This is a genomic window from Pseudarthrobacter sp. NamE2 (genome assembly GCF_005796205.1).
Taxonomy (GTDB): domain Bacteria; phylum Actinomycetota; class Actinomycetes; order Actinomycetales; family Micrococcaceae; genus Arthrobacter.
In genome coordinates this window covers 1-25,511 of record NZ_VAHN01000002.1, presented here as the reverse complement: position 1 = coordinate 25,511, position 25,511 = coordinate 1, and the positions used below count along the sequence as shown (strand labels likewise).

24 protein-coding genes, 1 tRNA gene and 3 pseudogenes are annotated in these 25,511 nt (G+C 63.1%); 14 read left to right on the top strand and 14 right to left on the bottom strand.

The window, feature by feature from the left end:
• Window positions 1-373 precede the first annotated feature (373 nt).
• The 3 genes from FDW83_RS03000 to FDW83_RS02990 all read left to right on the top strand — a co-directional run bounded on the left by FDW83_RS03000 (window position 374) and on the right by FDW83_RS02990 (window position 6,547).
• The gene (locus FDW83_RS03000; RefSeq protein ID WP_138136138.1) at window positions 374-4,291 is read left to right on the top strand and encodes a Pls/PosA family non-ribosomal peptide synthetase; all 3,918 of its coding nucleotides are present in this window, start codon (window positions 374-376) and stop codon (window positions 4,289-4,291) included.
• A gap of 82 nt (window positions 4,292-4,373) precedes the next feature.
• On the top strand, window positions 4,374-5,669 hold the full coding sequence (locus FDW83_RS02995; protein ID WP_171027429.1) for a heparan-alpha-glucosaminide N-acetyltransferase domain-containing protein: 1,296 nt from the start codon (window positions 4,374-4,376) through the stop codon (window positions 5,667-5,669).
• Window positions 5,666-6,547, top strand: a complete 882-nt coding sequence (locus FDW83_RS02990; RefSeq protein WP_138136136.1) for a hypothetical protein — start codon at window positions 5,666-5,668, stop codon at window positions 6,545-6,547. The genes FDW83_RS02995 and FDW83_RS02990 overlap by 4 nt, the downstream gene beginning before the upstream one ends.
• A gap of 509 nt (window positions 6,548-7,056) precedes the next feature.
• On the opposite strand, the gene FDW83_RS02985 is transcribed toward FDW83_RS02990, so the two are convergent.
• Together FDW83_RS02985 and FDW83_RS19055 are read right to left on the bottom strand one after the other, a co-directional pair.
• A complete protein-coding gene (locus tag FDW83_RS02985) occupies window positions 7,057-7,380 on the bottom strand; it encodes a hypothetical protein (RefSeq protein ID WP_138136135.1) in 324 nt (107 codons plus the stop codon).
• A gap of 430 nt (window positions 7,381-7,810) precedes the next feature.
• Window positions 7,811-7,969, bottom strand: a pseudogene (locus tag FDW83_RS19055) (VOC family protein); the annotation flags it as partial.
• A 118-nt stretch (window positions 7,970-8,087) separates the two neighbouring features.
• Here FDW83_RS19055 and FDW83_RS02980 point away from each other — a divergent pair.
• Complete coding sequence (locus FDW83_RS02980) at window positions 8,088-8,297, top strand: hypothetical protein (protein WP_205754652.1); 210 nt, start codon at window positions 8,088-8,090, stop codon at window positions 8,295-8,297.
• An 83-nt stretch (window positions 8,298-8,380) separates the two neighbouring features.
• Here FDW83_RS02980 and FDW83_RS02975 read toward each other — a convergent pair whose 3' ends face one another.
• The 5 genes and pseudogenes from FDW83_RS02975 to FDW83_RS02955 all read right to left on the bottom strand — a co-directional run bounded on the left by FDW83_RS02975 (window position 8,381) and on the right by FDW83_RS02955 (window position 12,855).
• A complete protein-coding gene (locus tag FDW83_RS02975; protein WP_138136452.1) occupies window positions 8,381-9,151 on the bottom strand; it encodes an SDR family oxidoreductase in 771 nt (256 codons plus the stop codon).
• Window positions 9,152-9,262: 111 nt separating this feature from the next.
• Window positions 9,263-9,648: pseudogene (locus tag FDW83_RS02970) on the bottom strand (hypothetical protein); the annotation flags it as partial.
• Between the two features lie 64 nt (window positions 9,649-9,712).
• Window positions 9,713-10,870 carry a cystathionine gamma-synthase gene (locus FDW83_RS02965; RefSeq protein WP_138136134.1) on the bottom strand — a complete coding sequence of 386 codons (1,158 nt, stop codon included), beginning with the start codon at window positions 10,868-10,870 and terminating at the stop codon, window positions 9,713-9,715.
• Between the two features lie 69 nt (window positions 10,871-10,939).
• Complete coding sequence (locus tag FDW83_RS02960; protein ID WP_138136133.1) at window positions 10,940-12,325, bottom strand: cystathionine beta-synthase; 1,386 nt, start codon at window positions 12,323-12,325, stop codon at window positions 10,940-10,942.
• Window positions 12,326-12,417: 92 nt separating this feature from the next.
• On the bottom strand, window positions 12,418-12,855 hold the full coding sequence (locus FDW83_RS02955; protein WP_138136132.1) for a VOC family protein: 438 nt from the start codon (window positions 12,853-12,855) through the stop codon (window positions 12,418-12,420).
• 154 nt (window positions 12,856-13,009) lie between these two features.
• Here FDW83_RS02955 and FDW83_RS02950 point away from each other — a divergent pair, with 154 nt between their 5' ends.
• The 5 genes from FDW83_RS02950 to FDW83_RS02935 all read left to right on the top strand — a co-directional run bounded on the left by FDW83_RS02950 (window position 13,010) and on the right by FDW83_RS02935 (window position 15,285).
• Window positions 13,010-14,008, top strand: a complete 999-nt coding sequence (locus FDW83_RS02950) for a DNA-3-methyladenine glycosylase (protein ID WP_138136131.1) — start codon at window positions 13,010-13,012, stop codon at window positions 14,006-14,008.
• Window positions 14,009-14,094: 86 nt separating this feature from the next.
• Window positions 14,095-14,265, top strand: a complete 171-nt coding sequence (locus FDW83_RS19050) for a hypothetical protein (protein WP_171027427.1) — start codon at window positions 14,095-14,097, stop codon at window positions 14,263-14,265.
• Window positions 14,266-14,400: 135 nt separating this feature from the next.
• Entirely contained in the window at window positions 14,401-14,778 is a 378-nt protein-coding gene (locus FDW83_RS02945) for an STAS/SEC14 domain-containing protein (protein WP_138136130.1), read from the top strand.
• Between the two features lie 59 nt (window positions 14,779-14,837).
• Complete coding sequence (locus tag FDW83_RS02940; protein ID WP_240720830.1) at window positions 14,838-15,047, top strand: hypothetical protein; 210 nt, start codon at window positions 14,838-14,840, stop codon at window positions 15,045-15,047.
• Entirely contained in the window at window positions 15,007-15,285 is a 279-nt protein-coding gene (locus tag FDW83_RS02935; protein ID WP_138136129.1) for a putative quinol monooxygenase, read from the top strand. The genes FDW83_RS02940 and FDW83_RS02935 overlap by 41 nt, the downstream gene beginning before the upstream one ends.
• A 63-nt stretch (window positions 15,286-15,348) precedes the next feature.
• Here the strand turns inward: FDW83_RS02935 and trxA are convergent, their stop codons facing one another.
• Window positions 15,349-15,771, bottom strand: coding sequence for a thioredoxin (gene trxA, locus FDW83_RS02930; RefSeq protein ID WP_138136128.1), 423 nt, complete (start codon window positions 15,769-15,771; stop codon window positions 15,349-15,351).
• 151 nt (window positions 15,772-15,922) lie between these two features.
• Complete coding sequence (locus tag FDW83_RS02925; RefSeq protein WP_138136127.1) at window positions 15,923-16,477, bottom strand: thioesterase family protein; 555 nt, start codon at window positions 16,475-16,477, stop codon at window positions 15,923-15,925.
• Between the two features lie 49 nt (window positions 16,478-16,526).
• Between FDW83_RS02925 and FDW83_RS02920 the strand changes: the two are divergent.
• Window positions 16,527-17,003, top strand: a pseudogene (locus FDW83_RS02920) (potassium channel family protein); the annotation flags it as partial.
• 374 nt (window positions 17,004-17,377) lie between these two features.
• The gene (locus FDW83_RS02915) at window positions 17,378-18,388 is read left to right on the top strand and encodes a LysM domain-containing protein (RefSeq protein ID WP_138136126.1); all 1,011 of its coding nucleotides are present in this window, start codon (window positions 17,378-17,380) and stop codon (window positions 18,386-18,388) included.
• Window positions 18,389-18,470: 82 nt separating this feature from the next.
• Here FDW83_RS02915 and FDW83_RS02910 read toward each other — a convergent pair whose 3' ends face one another.
• The gene (locus tag FDW83_RS02910) at window positions 18,471-18,896 is read right to left on the bottom strand and encodes a CBS domain-containing protein (protein ID WP_138136125.1); all 426 of its coding nucleotides are present in this window, start codon (window positions 18,894-18,896) and stop codon (window positions 18,471-18,473) included.
• A gap of 206 nt (window positions 18,897-19,102) precedes the next feature.
• The gene (locus FDW83_RS02905) at window positions 19,103-21,565 is read right to left on the bottom strand and encodes an Ig-like domain-containing protein (RefSeq protein ID WP_240720828.1); all 2,463 of its coding nucleotides are present in this window, start codon (window positions 21,563-21,565) and stop codon (window positions 19,103-19,105) included.
• A gap of 422 nt (window positions 21,566-21,987) precedes the next feature.
• Between FDW83_RS02905 and FDW83_RS02900 the strand changes: the two genes are divergently transcribed.
• A complete protein-coding gene (locus FDW83_RS02900; RefSeq protein ID WP_138136124.1) occupies window positions 21,988-22,599 on the top strand; it encodes a hypothetical protein in 612 nt (203 codons plus the stop codon).
• A gap of 85 nt (window positions 22,600-22,684) precedes the next feature.
• Here the strand turns inward: FDW83_RS02900 and FDW83_RS02895 are convergent.
• Window positions 22,685-22,766 (bottom strand) — tRNA-Tyr (locus tag FDW83_RS02895).
• A 165-nt stretch (window positions 22,767-22,931) separates the two neighbouring features.
• Window positions 22,932-23,186, bottom strand: a complete 255-nt coding sequence (locus FDW83_RS02890) for a hypothetical protein (RefSeq protein WP_138136123.1) — start codon at window positions 23,184-23,186, stop codon at window positions 22,932-22,934.
• Between the two features lie 183 nt (window positions 23,187-23,369).
• On the opposite strand from FDW83_RS02890, the gene FDW83_RS02885 reads away from it, so the two are divergent.
• Window positions 23,370-23,861: a YajQ family cyclic di-GMP-binding protein gene (locus tag FDW83_RS02885; RefSeq protein ID WP_138136122.1), complete on the top strand. Its 492-nt coding sequence runs from the start codon at window positions 23,370-23,372 to the stop codon at window positions 23,859-23,861.
• Between the two features lie 117 nt (window positions 23,862-23,978).
• Here the strand turns inward: FDW83_RS02885 and htpX are convergent, their stop codons facing one another.
• Window positions 23,979-24,848, bottom strand: a complete 870-nt coding sequence (gene htpX, locus FDW83_RS02880; protein WP_138136121.1) for a zinc metalloprotease HtpX — start codon at window positions 24,846-24,848, stop codon at window positions 23,979-23,981.
• Window positions 24,849-25,046: 198 nt separating this feature from the next.
• Between htpX and FDW83_RS02875 the strand changes: the two genes are divergently transcribed.
• The coding region (locus tag FDW83_RS02875; protein WP_138136120.1) for a Fur family transcriptional regulator at window positions 25,047-25,511 on the top strand (465 nt) is incomplete at its 3' end.

Genomic DNA, 25,511 nt, shown 5'->3' with positions numbered 1-25,511 from the left:
GATTGCCGCTGCATATGGAGTGTTTCTGCGTTGTGCCTACACCCTGCCATCTGTCCCCCTTTCCCCCCGCCGCCCCTCTTCCTGAATGCAGCGCCCTGGTCCGAAGGCCGAAGGTCGGGCGCACCCTTTTAGCAAGTAAACCTCGGGTTTGTAGGTTCAGGGCGGGGCATGGCGACATGCTGCGCTGCCTCTGGGTGCACCACATGGAACCGTTCGAATTACCCGCTTTAGGAGTGCATAGTTGGATCCTACAAACTCTTCAGGTACGTCACATCGCGGTGTCGTATCAGCGGGAGGCAGCAGCAGCGACACACCCGCTGCCGTGCCACCCACTGATTCCACGACGGCAACCGAGTCGATCAAGGGTCCTGCCGTGTCCAGCGCTCTGCACGGACAGCCGACGAAGTTGTCAGGTGCAGCCTTCTTTCCGGTTACGGAAGCTCCGCAGGCACGGACCCTGGTCCAGATCATCCAGGAAACAATTGCGTTGTACCCTGCTGCGCCGGCTCTTGATGACGGGAACGTGGTGTTGACCTATGAGGCCCTTGGCGAGCGAATTATCCACGTATCCCGGAGGCTGTGGAGCGCGAATATCGGCGCTGGAGACCGTGTTGGTGTTCGTGTTCCGTCAGGTTCCGTAGACCTGTATATCGCAATTTTGGGGGTACTGGCTGCCGGCGCGGCGTATGTTCCTGTTGACGCTGATGAACCGGAGGACCGGGCTGAAACGGTCTGGTCAGAAGCAGCTGTTTGTGCAGTTATCGGTGAGGGCCTTGAACTCACCCTTATCGGGGGGGTGCGCACTCGGGGGCATAGCCCGGAAGCGCACTGTGAGGATGACGCCTGGATCATTTTCACGTCCGGGTCCACCGGCAAGCCAAAAGGTGTTGCCATCACCCACCGCTCGGCGGCTGCCTTGGTTGACGCCGAAACGGAACTTTACTGTGTCAACAACCCGCTCGGGCCGGGCGACCGGGTGCTGGCCGGATTATCTGTCGCGTTCGACGCCTCCTGTGAGGAGATGTGGTTGGCCTGGCGGAACGGGGCATGCCTTGTTCCTGCTCCCCGGGACGTGGTTCGTTCCGGCGCTGATCTCGGTCCGTGGCTGGCGCAACGACACATAACAGTCGTGTCCACAGTGCCCACCCTTGCAGCGCTATGGCCGGGCGAGTCACTGGCCAAAGTCCGGCTGCTCATCTTTGGCGGCGAGGCATGTCCTGCGGACCTTGTGGCCAAGCTGGCCAGCCCAACACGCGAAGTTTGGAACACATACGGCCCCACGGAAGCAACAGTCATCGCCTGCGGAGCATTGGTGGATGGCCAGTCCCCTGTGAGGATTGGGCTTCCGCTGCACGGGTACGCCCTTGCCGTCGTCAACGCGGATGGCGAACCGGTTAACTGGGGGGAGGAGGGCGAGCTGGTTATCGGCGGAGTAGGGCTCGGCCGATACTTGGACACGGCGAAGGACGCGGAAAAGTACGCCCCAATCCCTGCTCTAGGGTGGCCGCGGGCCTACCGCAGCGGTGACCTCGTACTGGCGGATCCGGCCGGTCTGGTATTCGTCGGCAGAGCCGACGAGCAGGTCAAGCTGGCGGGCCGACGTGTCGAGATGGGTGAAGTTGACCAAGCTCTCGCCGGACTGCCGGGAGTGGCCGCAGCTGCCGGGGCCATCCAGACGAGCCCCAGTGGCAATAAGGTGCTCGCGGGATATTTAGTGCCGGCAAAGGATTCGATTATCGATCTTGGCGAATGCCGGGCGCTTCTTGCAAAAAAGCTTCCCGCGCAACTCGTTCCCACCCTTGGCATCATCGAGGAACTTCCCATTAAGACCTCGGGCAAGGTGGACAGGAAAGCCCTCCCCTGGCCGCTCGGCACTCATAGTCAGGATTCTCCCAAGGAACTTACAGGCGAATTATCTTGGCTGGCTCAACAATGGAGGGACCTGCTTGGTCCCGTGCCACTCACCGAGAAGAGCAATTTTTTTGCCGCCGGCGGAGCTAGCCTGGCGGCCGCGCAGCTGGTGTCATCCTTGCGGGCTCGCTACCCGGATATTTCGATCGCCGACATTTACGCGTTCCCGACCCTCGGCGAACTGGCAACGCATCTGGCGGGCAGTGCGAGTTCGGTCACCACGACGCGGCACACGGCCCCTACTCCCGCATCCACCGGTTGGCTCCAGGCAGCAGTGATCTTCGCGCTGTACTCCATCACGGGCCTGCGCTACATCACCGGCATCATGATCGTCTGCATCATCCTCTTCCACACTGGTAACTACTTGTGGGTTCCGAATCCGCCGCTGTTGCCCACAATGATGGCGTGGGTTGTCCTCTACAGTCTTCCTTTCCGGTTTCTTCTCGTAGTGGCATGCGCCCGTCTCCTGCTTGCGGGGATCAGACCCGGAGTTTACCCTCGGGGAGGCCCAACCCACCTGAGGTTGTGGACTGTTGAACGGGTGGCCACCTACTGCAAACTCGAGCCGCTTATGGGCACGCCCATGGCAGCCTGGTATGCCCGCGCGCTGGGATGTGAGGTCGGCAAGGACGTCCACCTCGATGCCATGCCTCCCGTCACTGGGCTTGCGACCTTCGGGGCCGGCGCATCAATCGAGCGTGAAGCGGACCTGGCCGGGCACTGGCTCGACGGTGACGTCCTGCACATCGGCCGCGTCAGAGTCGATGACAACGCGCGCGTTGGGACGCGTTCCACGCTATTGAATGACAGCCATGTAGGGGCTCACGCGGAAATTGCACCGGGTACATCCGTGACAGGGAAGGTACCGGCGGGTCAGCTTTGGGCTGGATCGCAAATGGAGCATGTAGGAGAAGCGGGCACCGATTGGCCCTCCACTCCCTGCCACGGCCGCCCGTCACCGATGATCTCGCTCCTTTATCCCGTCTCGCTCTTCGGTTTGACCCTTATACCTCTGGTGTCTGTGATTCCGGGGGGACTCCTGGCGCTGCACGCCATTGAAGGCAGCGTCTCGCTGCAAAACGCCCTCTGGAGTTTGGCGGCCTGGAGTCCGGTGTTCCTAATAGCTACGCTCGTTGTCTATCTGACCCTGACGGTAGCGTTGGTGCGCGCTCTGAGCATTCTCCTAAAGCCGGGGTTTCATCCGGCGAATGGCGCAGTCGCGTGGGCGGCTTGGTTGACTGAAGCCTTGCTTACGAAATCGCTGATCTCCACCTACCCCATCTACGCCAGCTTGTTCACGCCGGTATGGATGCGGATGATAGGCGCCCACGTTGGCAAACACGTTGAAATCTCGACAGTAGAGACCCTGCCGCACCTCACGCGGTTCGCGGACCGATCATTCCTGGCAGATCACTCCATGGTTTCCTCGAAACGTGTCCGCAACGGCTGGCTCCATCTAGGCGTTTCCAGCGTGGGAAAAAGATCCTTTGTCGGCAATTCCGCGATTGTAGGACCGGACTGCACGGTTCCCGATAACTCACTGCTCGCTGTCCTGTCCTCTGCACCAAAAGACATGCCAATAAACTCGTCGTGGTTTGGACGTCCTCCCGTGGAACTTCCCCGCCCGGTGGACAACGGTGACTCCACCCTTACGTACAACCCTCCACGTCATCTCCTGATTGCACGCGCAGCAGTCGAAGCGTGCAGACTTCTTCCGGCGGTCATCACGTCATGGCTCGCCTTGATCACTGTAGGGGTTTTGACCGAAATCTACCTTGGAGCCGGTTTCGTCGTCACAGTCCTGTGGTCCGGGCCGGTGCTGTTGGGCAGCGGCGTCGTGGCTTCTCTCATGGCGCTAGCTGCGAAATGGGTTCTGGTGGGGCGCTTTGAAGTTACGCAATACCCGCTTTGGACTTCCTTCGTTTGGCGCAACGAGCTCGTCGACGTGTTTGCCGAGTCACTCGCGGTCCCCGGTCTTATCCGGCTGAGCCTGGGGACACCCATCTTAAACTGGTGGATGCGGTTAATGGGCACCAAGGTGGGCAGCGGCGTCTGGTGTGAGACTTGGTGGCTGCCGGAGTTCGACCTGATCACCTTGGGCAGCGGCGTCAGCGTGAACCGCGGGACAGTGCTGCAGACACACCTCTTTCACGATCGCATCATGCGGATGGACGAAATACGGCTTGATACCGATTCCACGTTAGGCCCGAACAGCATTGTGCTGCCGGGCAGCACGGTCATGGAAGGTGCCACGGTTGGTGCGGCATCCCTCGTGATGCGTTCGGAGACTGTTCCCGCGGGCACCCGTTGGGCCGGAAACCCAATCCGCCAATGGTCGCCAGGTGCGGTCCCACTTCGCCCGCGCACGAGGAGGCATTAATGCCCAAGAACCAAGGTAGTCGTAGGGCAAACAACCGAGAGGTGGCCGTATGGGGCGCAATCATCATGAGCAAGGAACAAGTATGAAAACGACGAAAAAGCAGCGCCTTGTTGGAGTCGACGCCGCCAGGGGAATCGCATTGATCGGGATGATCGCCATCCACGTCCTGCCCGGGTTTGACGAAAACTTTCAACCAACGCTCGTTTGGACCGTTCTTTCTGGCACGTCGGCAGGTCTGTTTGCTCTCCTTGCCGGGGTTTCGCTGACCTTCTCTTCCGGCGGGATGCATCCGCTCGCAGGGCCCGCACTGACGGCCGCCAAGGCGTCCCTGGCAGTACGAGCACTTGTCATCCTCGCCATCGGCCTACTCATCGCCTACCTAAACCCTCCCGCAGCAATCATCTTGGCTTACTACGGGGTCCTGTTCCTGATGGCGGTTCCCCTGTTGGGGTTCGGCCCTCGCGTACTTGCAGTCGCCGCCCTGGGCTTTGCCGTACTCGGCCCCATTTTTATGCAAGCGGTCCGCGACGACCTGCCGGACCTTGGCGGTTTCGATCCAACGTTCGCCTCACTTATCATCGAGCCAGCTGCAACCATCTCGGTACTATTGGTTGACGGGAGCTTTCCCGCCATCCCATGGATGGCCTATATCGCGGCGGGTCTTGCTCTGGGCCGGCTTGACCTGCGTTCGCATCGGATGCAACTCAAAATGGTTTGCGGCGGGCTCGGAGTGGCAACAGGCGCGTGGCTGGCATCGGAAATTCTGCTAGGTCCCCTCGGAGGCAGGGCGCGACTGCTGGAGGCCACCCCTTGGCTGGACAGCGAGGGAATAAGTGACCTGTTGATCTGGGGTCCCGACCCGACCTTACCGACTTCATCATGGTGGTGGCTTGCGGTCCTGTCGCCGTATTCATCCACGCCCCTGGAACTCCTGAACACGATTGGAATCGCTGTGGCCGTTCTGGGCGCGATGCTGATCCTGGGTAATAAGGCAGCATCAGCACTCATGCCACTGGCCGTAATGGGCGGAATGACGCTGACGCTGTACGCGGGTCATCTCATACTCCTCTCCACAGGCTTCCTCCTCGACCGGCCGGGCGTATGTCTGGCAATCCATCTGGTCGTCGCGGCCGTTTTGGCAATAATCTGGAGAAACGTGACAGGCGGCAAGCAAGGGCCGCTGGAACGGCTGGTGACCGGCCTTGCTGAGCATGCACGTCAGCGGGTGCTCGGCAAAGCATTATCTGCTGAAAACACGCCGTTGGGCCCCTCTGCAGCCTCCGGTAGCAGGACCGAGGCTGGGCCACAGAGTCGCAGGGCAGACGGGAAGCCAGCCTCTACCAGCACTGAATTTCATCGAGGTGCGCAACAGCAATGATGAATCAGCTGTTGGCAGCACCTTTGGCTCTATCAGCAGTGTTGGGTCTTCCGCCAATCCCAAGCCCAGCCGCACCTCTCGAGGGGATCGTGACCAACGCGTGTGAACGATTAACTGCAGGCGAAGTGCTCTATCCCACCTACGGCGCGAAACGGGTGACGTTCGCCACCGCAAAATCCTATGGTGCTACCGAAGTCCTCATTACTGGTTGCGCCAAGAAAGGGGAAGAGTACGTCCAGGAGTGGCAGAGCAGAGGGTTTGCCGGAAGGTCCGGTTTCGCCCCGCCGGGCGAGATGTGGCAAGACACTCTCTACTCGCCGTCGGGGTCGTTTTCCTTTACCGAGGCACTGGGCAGGAAAAACCCAGGAACGAGGCTTAAATACCACACGATCAACCGCCTCTCGCGGTGGGGCGGTGAACCAGGCCCCACATACAACCAGTACTTCGAAGGTAAAGACGGCGGCGCCGACGAAGACCTCTGGTTTTATCTTCGGCAGGGCGATTACGAGCAGGCGGCGGTCATCAATTGGAACCGTGAACCGGACATGCCTACCGTTCAGGGCGCTTCCTTCGCCATCTTCCTGCATGCCGGCAATTCAGTCACTGCCGGATGTATTTCGACAGACCTCGAAACTGTGACCCGCCTCCTGGTAAGCGCCACGCCTGGAGACCGGATTGTCATGGGAGTGGAGCCAGCCGTTTACGCCGCCGGTACGAAAACCACCCCCGGTCCCAAAGCAGACGGCACGAGAAATGCCACCGCCCCCCAGCCCGCCATGCCGCACGCGATGGCACGCGTCGTGGCCGGTGTCGCGGGGGCCGCAGCCATCCTGACGGGCGTCGTCGTCATCGCACGAAAGCGCCAGCGCCTTCACTAGGCTGACGGACTGGGCCACCTAGCGTTCCCTAGCCTGAGGAACCCCCTGGTTAAGCCTTGGAGTAAAGCTCCGGGAGGAAAGCTCAGCCACACTGATGCAACGACGCGGAGCGCTACTGTGGGGGTCAAACTTACTCGTGTGACACTGCTGCCCTCCTGCACTGTGGCAACAGGCATAAAATCGTCAAAGAGGCCCGTAGGGCCGATTCCGGCAGCACAACTCTGTGCACAAGAAGAAGGTCAGTTACTGATGAAGGAGCATCCCGCCAGGGAAAGGACGTGCGCGTGGTTTCCGCTTCGACCATGAGCCCAGGTTCCTTTGATGGCTGATCTTGCAGACGCGGGGAAGGCATTGTACGAGGAACGACTCAAATTGTTGCCGGGCCTTTGGATGCCGTCCGCCCCCGCGTGGGAGGATCTGCCCGAGGAGGTAAAGGAAAGATGGCGGTCTTATGCGGAGGGTAGCGACGCCGGCGACTCCCACTAATAACTTGCACCCGCGCCGGTCTTTTACCGTGGTTTTAGTGCATTTACTTGCTGGTTCATAAACAGCGGAATTTCCACCACCTTCCCGTGGCGGTGTCCGGATGCAGCAACTGATATTCGAAGATTTGCTGAATTGTCATTCCATAAGACTGGACCGACGGATTTGGCCAGCAATGAAACCAACAGCCGCGGGTCGGAACACCAGCGATGATGCGCTTCATGCTGGAAGACGAAGATGACCAGGCCAATGTCTGTATCAACCGAAGGGATAACCGGGACAAGGAACTTCCCGGCAGGTCCCACACCGGAGTGCTGGCCAACTTTCCTATTCCCCGCCGAAATGCTCATAAATTCGTCCTCCTGATTGTTGCTACCTTCGAGCCCGCTGTGTGACAGACAGGATCGAAAATGTCGGCATTGCAGCATGGGGCTATCGGCAATTATGCGAGTCCCCATTCAAGGTGCGCCTGAGGCGCAGCGCGTGTGAATCTTTTCAACCCTCGCTGAAACTGGAAGTGGCACAGGATGCAGGAATTATTCCACTTTGAATGGGAATTGTTAGTGGGATTACGTGGTATCCGGCCGCTTTATTCCTACCCTTCGCACTCTACGGATAGTTTCGGTGCAGTCCATCAGTAGTCGCTACTTGTTTTTTCTCCCGGGACTACTTATCCACGGGGGATGGTGGAGAGACATCGAGACCTTCTGAAAGCCCAGCGGGCACCGCTGGGAAATATGAGGTATTCCTCAGCCCTTCGGAGCGTGCCCGCAGCCCCGGTTAGTCGGGACGGACAACCGTGAGGCAGAGGGGGTGGTCGGCCGGGTCCAGCAGCATGCGCCACTGACCGGAAGCGGTCTGGTGCGCGGCCACGGTGACGCCCACAGCGATGGCAGCGTCCGCGGTGCTGTCCAGTTCCTCCACGGCTATGTCCAGGTGAAGCTGCTGGCACTGCGGCCATCAGGCCAGTGGGCGGGGACGCAGCTGTCCACCCGCAGAAGGTTCAGCATGGGGCCGGCCCGGGCAGCGACGGCAAAAGCACACGCGAAACCACCCGATGCCTCAACTAGCCATCGCCCGCGAGGTCTGCCGGACCCTGAGCAACCCGCTCACAATCGCACTGATCGAGGACCTGCGCCCCAAACGGCTCACCCACAAACTCACCCTGCAAGCCGCCGCCCACCTCGGAGTCCAACCAGCCCGGATCTCAGAACTCGAACGCGGAAAACTCCACGACACAGCCCTCACCAACGCCTACCGCCAATAGCTCAACGCCGCTTGACGAGACATAGGAGCATCAGTTAGCACTACCAAGTTGAGTGGGGGGCGGGTAAAACGGGGGCCGGGCACTCAGGCCGAGAAGCCGCCGTCGGACTTGATCAGCTGCCCGGACACCCAGCGGCCGGCCGGGGACAGCAGGAACGCCACCGTCCCCGCGACGTCAGCCGGGGTTCCGAGCCGGCCCCTCGGCTGGCGCTCAACGAGGGCGTCCCTGACGTCAGGCGTCATCCAGCCGGTGTCAACAGGACCAGGGTTGAGGACGTTCGCGGAAATGTTCCGTGACCCCAGTTCCCGGGCGGCGGCGATCACGATCCTGTCGAGCGCACCCTTCGAGGCGCCGTACGGAAGGTTGAAGGCAGTGTGGTCACTGGTCAGCGCAACGATAGCGCCGCCGTCGTCCGTTGCCTGCCGGGCGAACGCGGCAATCAGCTGCCAGCTTGCCCTGGTGTTCACGGCGAAGTGCCGTTCGAAGGACTCAAGGCTGGTGTCCAGCAGTCCCGAGTCGACGGACTCGGCGTGGCTCAGCACCAGTCCCTGCAGCGGGCCGGCCAGCTGCACGGCCTCGGCCACCAGGCGGTCCGGGATTCCCGGATCCTGCAGGTCGGCTGACAGGACGTGGACGGCGGCGCCGATGGCCTCGAGCTCGGCGGTCAGGCGCACCACATCCTCGGGCTCACTCCCCCACGGCATCCGCTCGTCGTACTCCTGCCAGTAGGACAGGACCAGGTCCCACCCGTCGGCTGCGAGCTGGCGGGCGATGCCGGCGCCGATACCTGCCAGCCGTCCGGCGCCCGTGATCAGGGCAACGTTGCGGGCGGCGGTTTGCGAAGGGGTCTCCATGGGACCAGCGTAACGGCCCGTGCTTAGGGTGCAGGAACCGGCTGCGCTTCCCTGCTGCCCGAGCTCCGGCGGATGGTGCCGCTGATGACGGCGGCGATGGTGCGCACGGCGCCAGCCGGATGCGATGGTTCCCACGATGTCAAAGATTCCGACGACGGCGAGCAGCCCGGCGGCAGCGGTTTCCAGCATGCCGTGGTCATGGGCGGAGGGGATGAAGTGGGTGACGATCAGCCCGTCAGTAGCCAGCCCGGGTCCTGCGCGATCATGGCGATGAACGGAAGGAACACCAGCTGGCCGCCCGCGCTGCCGGCCGTGAGGATACCGATCACCAGCCCCCGGCTCGTGACGAACCAGGTGTTGGCGATGGTGGCGGCGAAAACCAGGGCCATCGATCCGGTGGCTGCGAAGGGAGCCATCAGGTCAAACAGGACCAGGTTGATGCTCACTGCCGCGGAGAGCACAATGGTGGACCAGCCGAACTCCTGCTGCAGCGGCACGCGAGATGGCAGTCATCGGCAATGTTTGCGGCCCGGACTGCCGGTAACTGCCATCTCGTGGAACTCACGGGATCGAGCTGAAGGCCTGCTCCAGGTCTGCGATCAGGTCCTCCACGTCCTCGATGCCGCAGGAGAGTCGCAGCAGATTGACTGGAACTGCCAGTTCGGTGCCCTTGACCGAGGCGTGGGTCATCTCGGACGGGTAGTTCATGAGTGACTCGATGCCGCCGAGGGACTCCGCCAGCATAAACACCTTGGTTGATTCGGCCACCTTCCGGGCCGCCGCCTCGCCGCCCTTGAACTGCACGGACACCATGCCGCCGAACTGCCGCATTTGCTTCCTGGCCAGCTCATGGCCGGGGTGGCCGGGCAGGCCCGGGTACAGGACCGCCTCCACCTCGGGACGGTCCAGTAGCCACTCGGCCACGGCCTGGCCGTTAAGGCTGTGCCGGTCCATACGGACGCCCAGGGTCTTCAGGCCACGGGTGGTGAGGAAGGCATCCATCGGGCCGGAAACGGCGCCGACGGCGAACTGGACGAAGCCGATCTTCTCCGCCAGTTCCGCGTCCTTAACCACGACGGCGCCGCCCACCACGTCGGAATGCCCGCCGATGTATTTGGTGGTGGAGTGGATGACGACGTCGGCACCCAGGGCGAGCGGGGTCTGCAGGTAGGGGGACGCAAAGGTGTTGTCGACGACGAGGAGGGCGCCGGCGTCGTGCGCAATCTCGGCGAGCGCCGCGATGTCCGTGATCTTCATCAGCGGGTTGGAAGGCGTCTCCACCCACAGGAGGCGGGTTTTGTTCGCCCCGACGGCCTGCCGGACGGTGTCCAGGTTGGCCATGTCCACGGGGGTGTTGCCGATTCCCCACGGGCCGAGTACCCGGCTGATGAGCCGGTAGGTTCCGCCGTAGGCGTCGTTGCCGAGCACGATGTGGTCGCCCGGCTGTGCCAGCCCGCGGATGAGGGCGTCTTCGGCGGCGAGGCCGGAGCCGAAGCTGTACGCGTGGGTACCAAGCTCCAGGGCTGCCAACTGCTCCTGCAGGGCATCGCGGGTGGGGTTCCCGCCGCGGCTGTATTCATACCCGTCGCGGAGCCCGCCGATCCCGTCCTGCGCATAGGTGGTGGCAAAGTGCACGGGCGGGACCACGGCGCCGGTACGGGGCTCGAAATCCTGCCCTGCGTGTACGGCACGGGTATTGAAGCCTTGGTTCGCGGACATGATGCTCCTTCGTATGCGGGGGTTTCGACAGGCTCAGCCACCGGAGGTGGCAGGCTCGATCGCCGGGATTTAGTTGCTGAGGTAGGCCAGCAGGTCGTGCCGGGTGAGGATGCCGACGGGGGCGCCGACGAACGTGACCATCACGGTGTCCACGTCCGAAAGCAGCTCACGGGCGGCCGAGATGGTTTCCAGCGAGCCGATGACGGGCAGCTTGGGGCCCATGTGCTCGGAAATCTTGTCCGTCAGCTTTGCCTCGCCGCGGAAAAGCTTGGCGGTCAGCGTCCGCTCGTCCACCGCGCCCAGGACTTCGCCCATCACCACCGGCGGCTCCTGCGACAGCACCGGGATATGGCTGACGCCGAACTCATTCATGATGTTGATGACGTCGCGGACGGATTCGTTCGGGTGTATGTGCACCAGGTCCGGCAGCTCGCCGGTCTTGGACTTGATGACCTCGCCCACGGACGTTTCCTCGCCGCCGGACAGGAAGCCGTAGGAGCGCATCCACTGGTCGTTGAAAATTTTGCCCAGGTATCCGCGGCCGGAGTCGGGCAGGATCACCACGACGACGGCGCTTTCCGGAAGGTCCTTCGCCGCCTCCAGCGCGGCCACCACAGCCATGCCGGACGAGCCGCCCACCAGCAGTCCCTCTTCCCGGGCGAGCCGGCGGGTCATGGCGAAGGAATCGGCGTCGCTGACGGCGATCACCTGGTCCGGGACCGTCTTGTCGTAGTTCGCCGGCCACATGTCCTCCCCCACTCCCTCTACAAAGTAGGGGCGCCCCGTGCCGCCGGAGTAGACCGAACCTTCCGGGTCCGCTCCGATGATCCGGACCACGCCGCCGTCGGACTCCGGCCTGTCCGCCGAAACCTCCTTGAGGTAGCGGCCGGTGCCGGTGATGGTGCCGCCGGTGCCGGCGCCGATAACGACGTGGGTGACCTTGCCGTCCGTATCGCGCCAGATCTCGGGCCCGGTGGTCTTGTAATGGCTCCCGGGCGCCGCCGGATTGGAGAACTGGTCCGGCTTGTACGCGCCGGGCGTCTCGCGGACCAGCCGGTCCGAGACGCCGTAGTAGCTCTGCGGGCTGTCCGGCGGGACGGCGGTGGGCGTGACCACCACCTCCGCGCCGTAGGCCTCCAGCACAGCCCGCTTGTCCTCGCCCACCTTGTCCGGCACCACGAAGACGCACTTGTAGCCCTTCTGCTGAGCCACCAGCGCCAGCCCGACGCCGGTGTTGCCGGACGTGGGCTCCACGATGGTGCCGCCGGGCTGCAGCTTGCCCTCGCGTTCAGCGTCCTCGACCATCTGCGCAGCGATGCGGTCCTTGATGGAGCCGCCAGGGTTCAGGTACTCCAGTTTCACCAGGACAGTGGCCTTGATGTCCTCTGTCACATGGTTGAGTTTGATGAGCGGGGTGTTGCCGATGAGATCCAGGATGGACTGGGCGTACTTCATAGGTACAAAGCTACCGCTTCCTGCCCGGCATGCTCAGGCGGCGAACATCAGCCGGAGAATCACGGCGGGGAAGAATGACTGCACCCGAACGCTTATATGGAGAAGCTGTCCGCCGCTGAATCAGTGCCCGCGTCCTGCCCCGCCTGCCCCGAGGGAAGGTTCTCCCACAAACCCATTACGTTGCCTTCGGTGTCCCGGAAGTACGCGAATGCGCCCATGCCGGGGATGGTTTCCCTGGGCTTGACCACGGCACCGCCCAGGGACTCCACGGTCTGGAGGGTGGCGTTGATGTCCGGCACGTCCACCGTGATCACCGGTGTCTTCAGGTCCGCCTCGCGGGCAAACATGCCGCCGTTGATCGCCCCGGGTTCGGTGGGTTGGCCGGTGGACTCATCCATGGGCGTGGTGACCACCATGTTGTAGTCCATTCCGGGGACGGGATCGATCCGCCAGCCAAGGACGTCCTGGTAGAACTTCCTTGCCCGCTCCTGGTCGTCCGCGGGAATTTCGAAATGCACTACTCCGCCCATTGCTTCCTCCTGGTTTCCGGGCCGTTCGGCGCCTTTGCCGGCTCCTACAGGGTGGAGTCTAGTCCCGGTATCCGCGCTGGTTAAGCGCATTTTTCCCTGCCCGCGGGCCATCCTGCGGAAGCCCGATGTCACAGGAGCGTGGGACGATGGAAACATGACCATTGCAGAGGCACCTTCCCGGCTGGCTGCCGCGGCTGACGTGTCCCTGCGCTGGTATCCCGGTGCCCCGTACAGCCTGGGCCGGACCCTTGGGCCCCTGCTGCGCGGCAACAGCGACCCCTCCTTCAGTGTCCAGGGCGGCGTTATCTGGAATGCCTTTACGACGCCGGACGGCCCCGCCACGCTCCGGCTCAGCCCGGCGGGCGGCGGCACAGGTCCGCAAGCCTTGCCGGAGCGATTCGTGGACATCCAGGCTTGGGGTCCGGGCGCCGCCGCCGCGGTGGAAGCAGCGCCCCGGCTGCTGGGTAGCGACGACGACTGGCGCGGCTTCGACGAGCCGGCCTTCCACGCCACGCTTCCCCACATGGTGCGGGAAGCACGACGCCGGAGCCTGGCACTGCGGCTTCCGGCCAGCGGGCGCATGGTGGACCAACTGGTGCCCATCATCCTGGAGCAGAAGGTCACGGTGATTGAGGCGCGGCGGGCCTACCGGTACCTGGTGCACCGGTTTGGATCACCGGCACCGCGGGCAGGGTCCTCCACGCCTCCCGGCCTGGTGGTGCCGCCCACTGCTGCACAGTGGCTGCAGGTCCCCAGCTGGGAGTGGCACAAGGCGGGCGTGGGGCCGCAGCGTTCGGCGACCGTTATGCGGGCGCTGCATTCCGCCGCCGCGCTTGAGCGCCTGGCTGCTTTGCCGGCCGGCGAGGCGGGAGCGAAGCTGCAGACCATCCCCGGCATCGGCATCTGGACGGCGGCGGAGGTTGTGCAGCGGACGCACGGTTGCCCGGACTCCATCTCCGTGGGCGACTACCACCTCGCCGGGTATGTGGGTGCCGCTCTTACCGGCCGGCGGACGGATGACGCCGGAATGCTCCGGCTGCTGGAGCCGTGGCAGGGCCACCGCCAGCGCGTGGTGCGGATAATCCAGAGCACCGGCTTTCGCAAACCCACGTTCGGTCCGCGGATGACGATTCAGGACCACCGGCGGCACTAGCCGGAAGCCCCTGCCCAAGCCGGGCAGAAGGGGCGTGGACGGGCGCGCCCGGCGGTGACGTCGTGAGGACGGAGTGATCGGCCGAGTTGTTTCTGCAGCTGGCAGACATCACCGCATATGCCGGCTACCAACACCTGCTGCGGCATGAAGGCAAAGAATTTTCCTGGCCCCTAGGTGTGCAGTCCTCACGCACCCTTGAAGCTGCCGTCAACAACGCATGGAACAAGGTCGTGGTGCTGGTCGCCGCTGCAAAGTAGACATAGAGAACGAAAGGCTCCGTCGGGAAACCTGCGGACCCTTTCGTGTTTAGGGGGTGGCCAGCGGAGAACGGACTTGTAATGTGGGGACGGTACAACGACAGGCCGGTGAAGGCTCAGCTGGGGAGCGAATTTATGGAACCGCTTAAGGTTGACGGCGGCAAAGGTGTAGTGAGTCTGGAACCACCGGGGTTGATTCACCTTGTGTGGGATACACAAGTCCGTATCGAGGAAGCGGATGCCAAGGCGGCGATGGCTGCAGTCAACGAAATAGCTGGCGGTGCTGAATACCCGCTGCTTGTCGACATGGCCAGCACAGCATCGGTGACCCGGCAGGCGCGGGCGGTGTTTTCTATCCCCTGCGCGGCCTCCCGGATCGCGCTTCTGGGTGCCAGCCCGGTTGACCGCATCCTGGCCAATTTTTTCCTCGGCGTCCACATTCCCCCGTGTCCGACCCGGTTTTTTACCTCCCGCGCTGAAGCCCTCAGTTGGGCGATGAGCGGCACGCCCTGAGCAGACTTTGAGACGGTACGTCCAGACGTGAAATCTGCTCTGGCCGCCAAAATCAACGTATGTCCCCCGGCGAGCTCGTGGCATTTCTGGGCCTTGCCGAGCGTGAGCTTTTTGCCGGAACCATCGGTAAGCATTCACTGTGGGGACTCGTGGCAGCAGCGGTGACTGCCGCCGTCGGACTTGTAGTGGGTGTCCGGACCATCAGCCGGGGCCGGTATGGTGAAATGCATGAGTGCACCCATCGACCTGCAGGCAACGTTCATCCCTAATGACGGCGAGTTCTTCCGCGTGAAGCTCGCCTTGGAAATCGCCATCGACGAGGTGGTGAACGAGCCGGGCTGCATCCGCTACGAACTTACCGAAGCCACCGAGGAGAAGCTGGTGCTCACAGAGCAGTGGGCCTCCGAGGAGGACCTGGACAAGCACTCCAGGGGCATCGCCGTGCAGGACCTGAACGAGTCCCTCAGCGCGCTGCTGGCAGAGCCCGTCAAGGTGGAGCGCATCTAAAGAAGACTTAAACGCCGCACGGGACCTTCCAGCTGAAAGGTCCCGTGCGGCGTTTAAAGAGCCTTAGAGGTCCGGAATCTGCGTGCCGTCCTGCGGGCCGGCCTGTTTGCTGGCGGCGGCGGCTTCTTCCCGCTGGCGCGCCACGTGCGCATGGACTTCCTCCATGTCCAGGCCCTTCACCGCGTCCACCACCTGTTCGAGCTGCTGGGCGTTCAGCGCCCCGGGCTGGGAGAAGACCAAAACCTTCTCGCGGAAGGCCATCAGCGTGGGGATGGAGGAAATGCCCGCTTCAGCGGCGAGCTGCTGTTCGGCGTCCGTATCCACCTTGGCGAAGAGGACATCCGGGTGCTTCTCGGAAACAGCCGAGTAGGTGGGGGCAAACTGCTTGCAGGGCCCGCACCAGTCAGCCCAGAAATCGACCAGGACAATGTCGTTGCCCTCGATGGTTGATGCGAACTGTTCACCTGTGATGTCAAGGGTAGCCATGGGTCCACGCTACGCGGGTTGGCGCCCTTTGTCGTGGCCGGGGTGCCCATGTTCGCTTCCCGCGTCATTGGGAATAACCCGGGACGGGCCCTACAAAGCACCCCGGAGTGCGCTGCCGCCGCGCTTGAACGGCGCGACGACGGCGTTTGAATCAGGCGCCCGCGTCCCACAGGTGCGGGGCAGGTGTGCGGCTGCCGGGCAGGGCACTTGAGGCGCGCCATTCGTGCAGCCACGCTGGCAGCACCAGGTCCGCAGGCGGAGCGCCGAACTCGCGGAAGATGTCCTCCAGGCCGACCGGCCCAGCCTTGGTGACCAGGCGGGTGGCGATGTAGGCACGTGCGTAAATCTCGCCGTCGGCCACCATCCGCTGCTCGAAGTAGATGGCCTTCGCATCCAGCCCGATGATCCGGGTCTCGATGGTGTACTGCTGCCAAAGCTGCAGCGACTTCCGGAACGAGATGGTTTCCGCGGCAACCACGGGGCTCCAGCCGCGGCGCCGCATCCGTTTCCACACCCCGCTGCGCACCATCAGATCGAACCGGCCCAGGTCCATCAGGGACAGGTACATGCCGTTGTTGACGTGCATGGCGATGTCGATATCCGTCGGCAGGACGCGAAGCGGCAGCGAGGCACTGTCCCACACCCGAAGCGGCGGCCGGCGGGATGACGCGAACAGCAGGATGAAGGTTCTCAGGAGCAGGTGCATTCCCTCATGCTACCCGCGGGTAACATCGGTGTGGCGGGCCCTGGGCTGGCCCCTGCGCCTGCTGCGGCTGGTCACCCTGCTGTCCGTCCTGCACCGGACGGTGGGCGAAACCCTTCGGGGCCGGGTGGTCACCTACGTGGCCGGATCGGCGGCCATGCTCATCTTCGTGGGCGCCCTGGCAGTGCTGGATGTGGAGCAGGCGGCACCCGATGCAAAGATCGTCACCTTCGGCGATGCTCTGTGGTGGGCCATCACCACCATCACCACCGTGGGCTACGGCGACCTCTTTCCAGTGACGCCCATCGGCCGGCTGGTGGCCGCCGCCCTGATGATGAGCGGCATCGCAGTCCTTGGTGTGGTGACGGCATCCATCGCGTCATGGCTGGTACAGCGGGTGGAGGACACTGCAGAGACCGTCGCCGAAGCCGTCGAGGAACCGGTGAGGACCGAGGTGGCGGAACTCGTGGCCGAGATTGCCTCCTTGCGCCGCGAAATCGCGGAGCTTAAGGAAGAGCGCACGCCGTAGCAGCTTTCCGCCTGGCCGGGCCAAGGGTCGGGCAAGTAGCCGGTGTTTTGTGTTTGCGTAGCAGGTCCGGCAGCCATCAAGTAGCCGTCCCCGAAATTCGGGTAATTCCTACTGGTGCTACCGCCTCCGGCTGCTCCCTAGACTCGGGATTCCTAGGACCAAACGCGCACTGCGGGTCACCCGGGCCGGCCTTCCGGGTGCCCGCTTCCACGCGGAGCCTCCGCATTTTCTGGGTATGCGGGCGCCTCCATCGTGCGCCGTTTGGCGGCTCCGGCATTGGCCGGTGCCGCCGCGGTGCTGCATCCCGATCCGCCCCGCTGCCCGCTACAACGACTGTGGCTCCGCCAGCCGGGACCGACCCCGATGGGCCACCCATGAACCAGCCTTTCACCACCACCGGCGAAACCGAGAGCAGAAGTTTCGCCACCGATGAACCCCGCAACGGTCTCACAACCGGCCGCCCCGCCATCAGCAACAAGTTATGGGCAGGCATGGCCACCGCCGCCGTCGTGGCAGCGGTAGGCGTTGGGGCGCTCGCGCCCCTGCCGGATTCCCTTCAGCAAAGCGCGACGCCGGCCGGCCAGGTTGCCGGCGCGGCACCTGCAGAGGTAGCGGCAGCCGCGGAACAGGCGGACGCCGCTCCCGAGGCTCCGGTACCTGCACCGGCCGCGCCGGCAGCCGAAGTTCCACCCGCCGAAGCACCTGCCGCGGCGGAGCCAGTGCCCCCGGCACCTGCTCCGCCTGCTCCCGAGCCGCCTGATCCTGATCCGGCGGCCGCGCCGGCAGCCGACTCGAATCTCTACACCGTGGTGTCCGGTGACACGGTGGGCGAAATCGCCGCACGGCACGGCGTGGACATGAATGCCATGCTGGCCGCCAATGGACTGGGCCCGTACAGCATCATCGTCCCGGGCGAGGCACTTCTCCTTACCGGTCCTCCGGTAGCGGCCCCTGCACCGGCTGCGCCTGTTGCCGCCGCGGAGCCTGTTGCAGCGCCGGCTGCTGCGCCCGCTGCAGCACCGGCCCCTGCTCCCGCACCGGTTCCGGCTGCCCCGGCAGTCAGGACCATTTATGTTGCCGGCGCAGGCGGCCAATCGCTGCTGGACGCCTGTATCGGGCCCATCCACTACACGCCGAACGACGGTTATTCGCTGTTCATCACGGAACACGACTACTGCGGCGGCTGGGCACGGTTCTCAGGGATCGGCGTTGGTGAAACGGTGACGATCGCCGGCTACGGAACCTACACCGTGACGGCCAGGGGCCAGGTCCCTAATCCAGGCACCACCAACGATGTCCTCAATGTGTTCGGCGGCTTCCCCCGCGCGATCCTTCAGACCTGCATTCCCGGCACCAGCCAGATGCTGCTGATCGCGCTGAATTGATTCCGCCCATCAAAAGCTTGTCCGCGGATCCTGACCCTCAAGGTCGGAATCCGCGGACACGGCCATGCCGTTCGTAGTGACGCTAGACGTGGTGGCGTTCGGAAATATGTTCCACCAATTCGCCCACGCGCTGCTCGGAGTAATTCCGGGCAATGTCACCCTGGCTGATGATGCCCACCATCCTGTGGTCGGAGATCACGGGCAGGCGGCGGACCTGGTGCTTTTCCATCATGTCGATGGCCTCGTCCACATTCGCATCCGCGTCAATCCAGTAGGGCGTGCCATTTGCAAGCTCCCGCGCCATGGTCTCGGCCGGGTTCCGGCCGGCGGCGACGCACTTGAGCACAATGTCGCGGTCGGTGATCATGCCTTTCAACCTGCCGTCGTCACCGCAAATCGGCAACGATCCGCAGTCAAGGTCCATCATCATCCTGGCTGCATCCACCAGGGTCTGGTTTTCGGTGATACACCGTGCATCCGTGGTCATGAACTCACGTACAGCACTCATTGAATCCTCCTTCATCGATGGATATATCGACGCAGGGCATCGGAGCACATGCGCCGATACCGCCAGCCTACGCCGCCCCCGGGGCACTGTCGACGGCGCGATCGGAACGGATCCCGCATACGAAAAAGCCTCCGGAACCTGTGGTTCCGGAGGCTTTCCCTGTTACGAAGCGCTGCCCATTCTGGGGTAACACGGTCCTTTTCGGTTTACCTGTACGTGAGCACCAGTTTCGGAGCGTATGCCCCGCTACTCGCCTCCTTCGAGTTGAGGTCCAGTCCGTCGCTGCTGTTGGCGTCCATACCGAGAGAGAGCATTTGGCCTAGTTCACCGGCGAGACTGCTGGCCGTCAGCGTAATGCTGTAGTTGGTATTGGTTGTTGTCGGGCCAAAGGTTCCGACGCTTGAGCCGAGCGTTGGACGCAGGTTGTAGGTGATCCCGCCTTCGGTCCAGCTGTCATCTGCAACCAATTTGACGTTCTGGGTGCCCGTTGACCCGCTTCCGGCGCTGCGCAGCTGCAGCGTGGCACTTTCCAGCGTCTTCCCGGCAAGTTGCGTCAGGTCGAACTTCAGGTACGTGACCTCCACGGGGCTGTTGTCGACGGACAACACACTGCTCGTGCCATAGTTCGTCGTACCCGATCCGCTGGAGACATAGCTGTCAGCGGTGGCCGTGAGCGTGACAGTATGCGATGTGCTGCTGGCCGCGGCGGTGGTGAAGGTCCAGGTCTTGTCTGTCGCCAAGGGGTTGCCGGCCAGATCCTTCACCCCGCCGGCGCCGCCCTTGATAGTCGCCGTATACGTCGTCCCTGCCGCCAGGTCAGCGCCCGGGTCCAACGTGGCCACCTTGTTGGTGCTGTCATACGTCACAGCCGCTGACACCGGTGTCGTCGTTGTCCCCGCCGTCAACGTGAACGTGCTCGACGTCATCGTGGCCGCGTCCATTGCCTCCGAGAACGTCCCCGTCACGTTCGACCCCACGGCGATACCAGTGGCTCCGGCAGCTGGAGAGGTTGCGGTCACCGTGGGAGGGGTCGTATCCGTAGTGCTGGCGGAGGCTGTGGTGAAGGTCCAAACCTGGTCCGACGCGAGCGGGTTGCCGGCAAGATCTTTCACTCCGGTTGAGCCGCCCTTAATGGTCGCCGTATAAGTCGTACCCGCTGCCAAGTCCGCACTCGGATTCAACGTGGCCACCCGGCTTGTGCTGTCGTAAGTTACGGCGGCTGACAGGGGCGTGGTCGCTCCCGGAGCCATCAAGGTGAAGGTGCTCGTCGTGATTGTGGTCGCGTTCATCGCTTCGGAGAACGTGCCGGTCACGTTGGTCCCCGCCGCCACACCCGTAGTGCTGCCAGCCGGAGACGTACCTGTTACCGTCGGAGCAGTGGTATCCGTGGTCCCGCCGCCGCTTTCGTAATGGTGCCAGTACCGGCTGGTCGCGTTCACGTCGGCGAGCAGCAGCAATCCACTGTTTGATGTGCCCCATCCCGGGCTGTTGAGGTTCTGCTTGGTAGAGGTGACGTTGTGGACGTACTGGTCCGCATCCACGATGCGGGCCGTCTTGGTGGTGGTGAAACTGATGCTGCCCAGCGATGTGGACTTCTCATAGATCGCTCCGCCCGAGCTGGTGCACACCCCTGCGTTCGTTGTCCCGCTCGGCTTTGGATAGGTAGCGAACGTCCGCAGCTTCTGCGCGGCCTCGTCAATCATCACAATCACACGGTTCGGGCACTCGGCCACGGTCGCGATGGTGTGTGCCGTCCACGCCGAGGTCGACGTGTCCAATGCCAGCAGCTGGATCAGCGGCTGCGACGAGGACGTGTACGAGGTCTTGATGGCGGCGAAGACCTTGTCAGACGAAGCGTCCAGCCACTTCAGGTTCATGTGGTCGTCACCGCTGCGCTGGCCCTTCACCGCCGCTACGGGAGTGGTCCAAGAAGTGTTCGACGCTCCATCGTTGTGCACGCTCCAGTACATCCCGTCCGTGCTGTCACCAACCTGCCGGCTCCACATCACACCGATCTTGTTCCCGCCGAACGCAATCACAGCAGAGTTGTCATCCACCGACACGTTGCTCAACGACGCAGGATGCGCGAATGGCGTGCCCCAGGTCTTGCCGTCCGTGGCGGTGACGTTCAGGTAGATGCGGTTCCCCTGCTGCCATGTGGCCCACACCCGGCCGGTGGAGTCCTTGTCGATGGACAGCGCCTCGACGCGGTAGTTGTTGATCTGGGATGAACCAAGGAGTGTGTAAGATTTCGTGCTCGAGTTGTAGCTGTACCGCCGCATAGTGGTCGGAAAGTTCACTTCAGCAGGCAGGCCATCATTGACGAACCGGTAGCTCGCCACATACAGGGTGGTGCCATCCCACAGGACGTCGTGATGAGTGCTTGCCCGCGTGTCCGTGGTCACACCCGTGCTTGCCCACGTGCTCGTCGAGGCATTGAACCGGAAAATTTCGAAATCCGAACTGGCTGTGTCCCAGAGATTTCCCCACCAGATCCCGTCATTGAACCACAGCGCGTTTGTCTGCCGTTTAGTCCCTGTCGGCGTTCCCGTCCCTGAGTGCGAGGGACCCTCGACGCCAACGTCACCCGTAGCGGCTGATGCCGTGGCCGGCACCACCAGGGCAGCCACTGCAACCACCAGTGCTGTGAACAGGGAACCGAGGGTCAATTTCCCGGATCGATGCAGACGAATGCCTGCCGGGGGATCACCCCGCCCTATACCGGACGAGGAATTCCTGCGGCCTCTGCCGCGGTTGCCAAAGAGAAAGGGGGGATCGTACCGCATTGTTGCTCCCTGGAATAGAACATGAACCCTCAAGTTCGTCCAGTCTCAGGTGCCAAAAAATCAAAAGCAATCCCTAACTGCGGCTACGTAACCCCCCTATTTTCCGGCGGCGGCAAGCCCCTAGCAGAAGGCCTCGAGCAAGTATCACCGCCTGGCGATTTGAGTACATACAGATCCCTTCCCACTTCCGCAGTGTGTGCCCCTCCGATAGTCTTGCTGCAAAGTTTTGCGAGGGAATCATGAAGCCTTTGAGCATACTGCCCGTCATGGTCCTGGCTCTTGCAGGTTGCACAGATCCTGCAGCCGTGCAGGATCTTCCAGCCTCTGGGATAGCAACCTCTTCTGCCACGCCGCCGTCGCCCGCATCACCAACACCGGTAGTGGATTCACCAACGTCCGTACAGGAACGGACCTACAAGCTCACCACGGCATCGGGTGCGGAGATCAGCTTTCTGCTGCCGGCATCTGCCACCGACCCGGCTGTGGAAGCAATCGAGGCTTACAGGGTCAAGGCCGGAGCGGAACCTGTGTCCTACCTTGTAGCCGATGTGGACAACCGCAGGGGGAACGCGCCCGTCGACATGTACATGGTGAACGTGTTCGATGACCAGGGACGCCAGCTCAGTTTTTCCAGGGTCACCGACGTCATCCAGAGCTGGGGCCCTACCTACAGCTACGACTTTAAGTGGACGATGGGTGATGGCAACCCCGTGGACGAGGGTGTGGGTGCAGGGCTGAAGCGCGAGGCGACAGCCCTTCAAAACTCGAACCTGGATGACGCGGCTCCTGGCGAGCAAACCAGGATCGTCCTGGCGTCCGCCGACGCCGACCTACCTTTAAAGGTCGCACGGGTGACTGTCCAGCCCTCGGGCATGGGCACTGAAGAGGAAGCCCGGCCTGCTTCCTGGGGTGACTGAACGGGGCAACAAGAGCGCTTCGCGCAATAACCTCAAAAAGGAAAAACCCGTCCGGATCTCGCACGAGATCCGGACGGGTCCGCTGTGGCAGATGAGGGATTCGAACCCCCGTAGGCAGTGCCAGCTGATTTACAGTCAGCCCCCTTTGGCCGCTCGGGTAATCTGCCGAACTTCAAAAGAAGACCCCGGCTGCAGTCTTCAGAACGGCAGTTTCCGTGCCGTTCCGCTTCCAGTAACCGCGGGCAAGACAACTTTACAGAACTTCCGCCGAAGAATCGAATCGGGGCCGGCAGCGAACCAAAAAGCCCGTAATCGCGGGGAATTCAGGATCCTCACACCTCGTTGAGGATCCTTCCGGCCAGCTTCGCCTCAAACCTGGCTGCCTGCTCCTCGGTGATCTGGTTTAGCTGCACGGCCCGCTGGAGGTCGGCATGGACGCCCTCCATCCGGGACGATGCATCCACTGCGGGGCTGAAGATGACGGAGGCGGCTACCGCAGCCGCCGCCACGGAGGTTGCGGCGGTCGCCACTGCCCCTGCCGCAGCTGACGTGGTTCTCGTGACGCATGTGGAGGCTTTGCGGTGCATGGTGTTCCCTTCGGGCAGCTGTCTAACGGGTCCAACTCTTCCCGCCACTCCTTCGTTCCCTCCGTGAGTCCGCTGAGAGGGAACTCTGAATCCTTCAGCCCGGCCGGCGGCGCATCCGTATTAGGCTGGAAGGCAGAGATTCAGCCCTGCCGGCGCGCAGGGCCCACCCGCAAAAGGAGAGTCATGGCAGGCGAGTCAACGTTCGACGTCGTAAGCAAGGTGGACAAGCAGGAAGTCGCCAACGCGCTTAACCAGTCCCAGAAGGAAATTGCCCAGCGTTACGACTTCAAGGGCGTTGGTGCCGAGATCGACTTCAGCGGCGAGAAGATCCTCATGAAGGCCAACTCGGAAGAACGCGTCAAGGCTGTCCTCGACGTCTTCCAGTCCAAGCTGATCAAGCGCGGCATCTCCCTCAAGTCCCTGGACAGCGGCGAGCCCTACGCTTCGGGCAAGGAGTACCGCCTGGAGGCCTCCATTAAGGAGGGCATCGCCCAGGACCTTGCGAAAAAAATCAACAAGCTGATCCGCGACGAGGGCCCGAAGTCTGTCAAGTCCCAGATCCAGGGCGACGAACTGCGCGTATCGTCCAAGTCCCGGGACGACCTGCAGGCCACCATGGCACTGCTGAAGGACTTTGAGGAAGCGGACCTGCAGTTCGTCAACTTCCGCAGCTAAGCATCCGAGTGCGTCGATAGCAGACGCGCAAAAATACTGTTGCTGCAAGACAAGGCCGGCGAACCCGAACGGGGTGCGCCGGCCTTGTACGTGCCCGGGGGCTACCGCTGCGGCCGCTTATCGGAGTAGCCGCCCGGCCATCCGCTCCAGCCTGGCGATCCGGTCATGCATCGGCGGGTGCGTGGCGAACAGCTTGTTGATTGCGCCGCCGCGGAACGGGTTGGCGATCATCAGGTGCGACGCGTTGACCAGCCGCTGGTCCTGCGGCAGCGGCGCAATGCCGACGCCGCGCTCTATCTTGGCCAGGGCCGAGGCGAGTGCCAGCGGATCGCCCGTCAGCTGCGAACCGTCCTCGTCGGCGTCGTACTCCCTGGTGCGGGATATGGCCATCTGGATCAGGGACGCCGCGAAAGGTGCCAGCAGCGCCAGCGCGATCATTGCCAGCGGGTTGGCATTGCGCCGGTCGCCGCCGCCGAAGAACAGCAACATCTGGCCCACCGAGGTGATAACGCCCGCGACGGCGGCGGCCACGGACGAAGTGAGGATGTCCCGGTTGTAGACGTGCATGAGTTCGTGGCCCAGGACACCACGGAGTTCACGCGCGTCCAGGAGTTGCAGGATTCCTTCGGTGCAGCAGACGGCGGCGTTCCGGGGGTTGCGGCCAGTGGCGAAGGCGTTCGGATTCATCGTGGGCGAGATGTAGATACGCGGCATCGGCTGGTTAGCGCGGGCCGAAAGCTCCCGGACCATCCGGTAGAGCTGGGGCGCCTGCGCCTCCGTGACGGGGTAGGCCTGCATGGAGCGGATAGCGATCTTGTCGCTGTTCCAGTATCCGTAGGCTGTGGTGCCAACGCCTACCAGCGCCATGATCCAAATGGGCGCCGAACTGCGCGTCCCGGCACCGACCAGGGCCCCAAGTCCCAACAGCACGGCCCACAGCACGCCAAACAGGGCCACAGTCTTCAGTCCATTGTGGTGCTTGTGCACGTCCGTTCCCCTTTGCCTGTCTGCTGTTACAGCTTAAGAAACTGGGCAGCGTGCGGTGTAGTTCCGTCCAGCCGCTGCAGCCCGGCATGCTCCCGGCGCCGCCGTCGTCGTGCGGGCTTTCCGCTCTTTTTGCCTTCCCGCCCCGAGGTTAGCCAAACCTTATTGTGAGATATTCATAATAAGTGCTTCAATGGAGCCATGACGGAGCACACTGACGGCCACGAAGACTGGTCTGTAGCCCTGCGCGCCCACGGACGCCGGGTGACGAAGCAGCGGCTCGCCGTACTCGCCGCCGTCGAACGCCACCCGCATTCCCCGGCCGAAAGCATCCTGGCGGCGGCCCGCGCGGAACTCCCCGAGCTGACTGCACAGTCCGTGTACGTAGTCCTCGGAGACCTGACCGACCTGCATATGCTGCGCCGGTTCGAGCCCCCGCACTCCCCCGCGCTGTACGAGACGCGGGTTGGCGACAACCACCACCACGCCATCTGCATCAGCTGCGGCCGCGTGGAAGACGTGGACTGCGCAGTGGGGCACGCCCCCTGCCTCACGCCCCGCTGGGATGAAAACTCCAAGCCGATGACGATCCAGATCGCAGATGTCATGTACCAGGGCATCTGCCAGGACTGCCAGCAGTCCCAACAACTTCCTTCCAATCGTCCC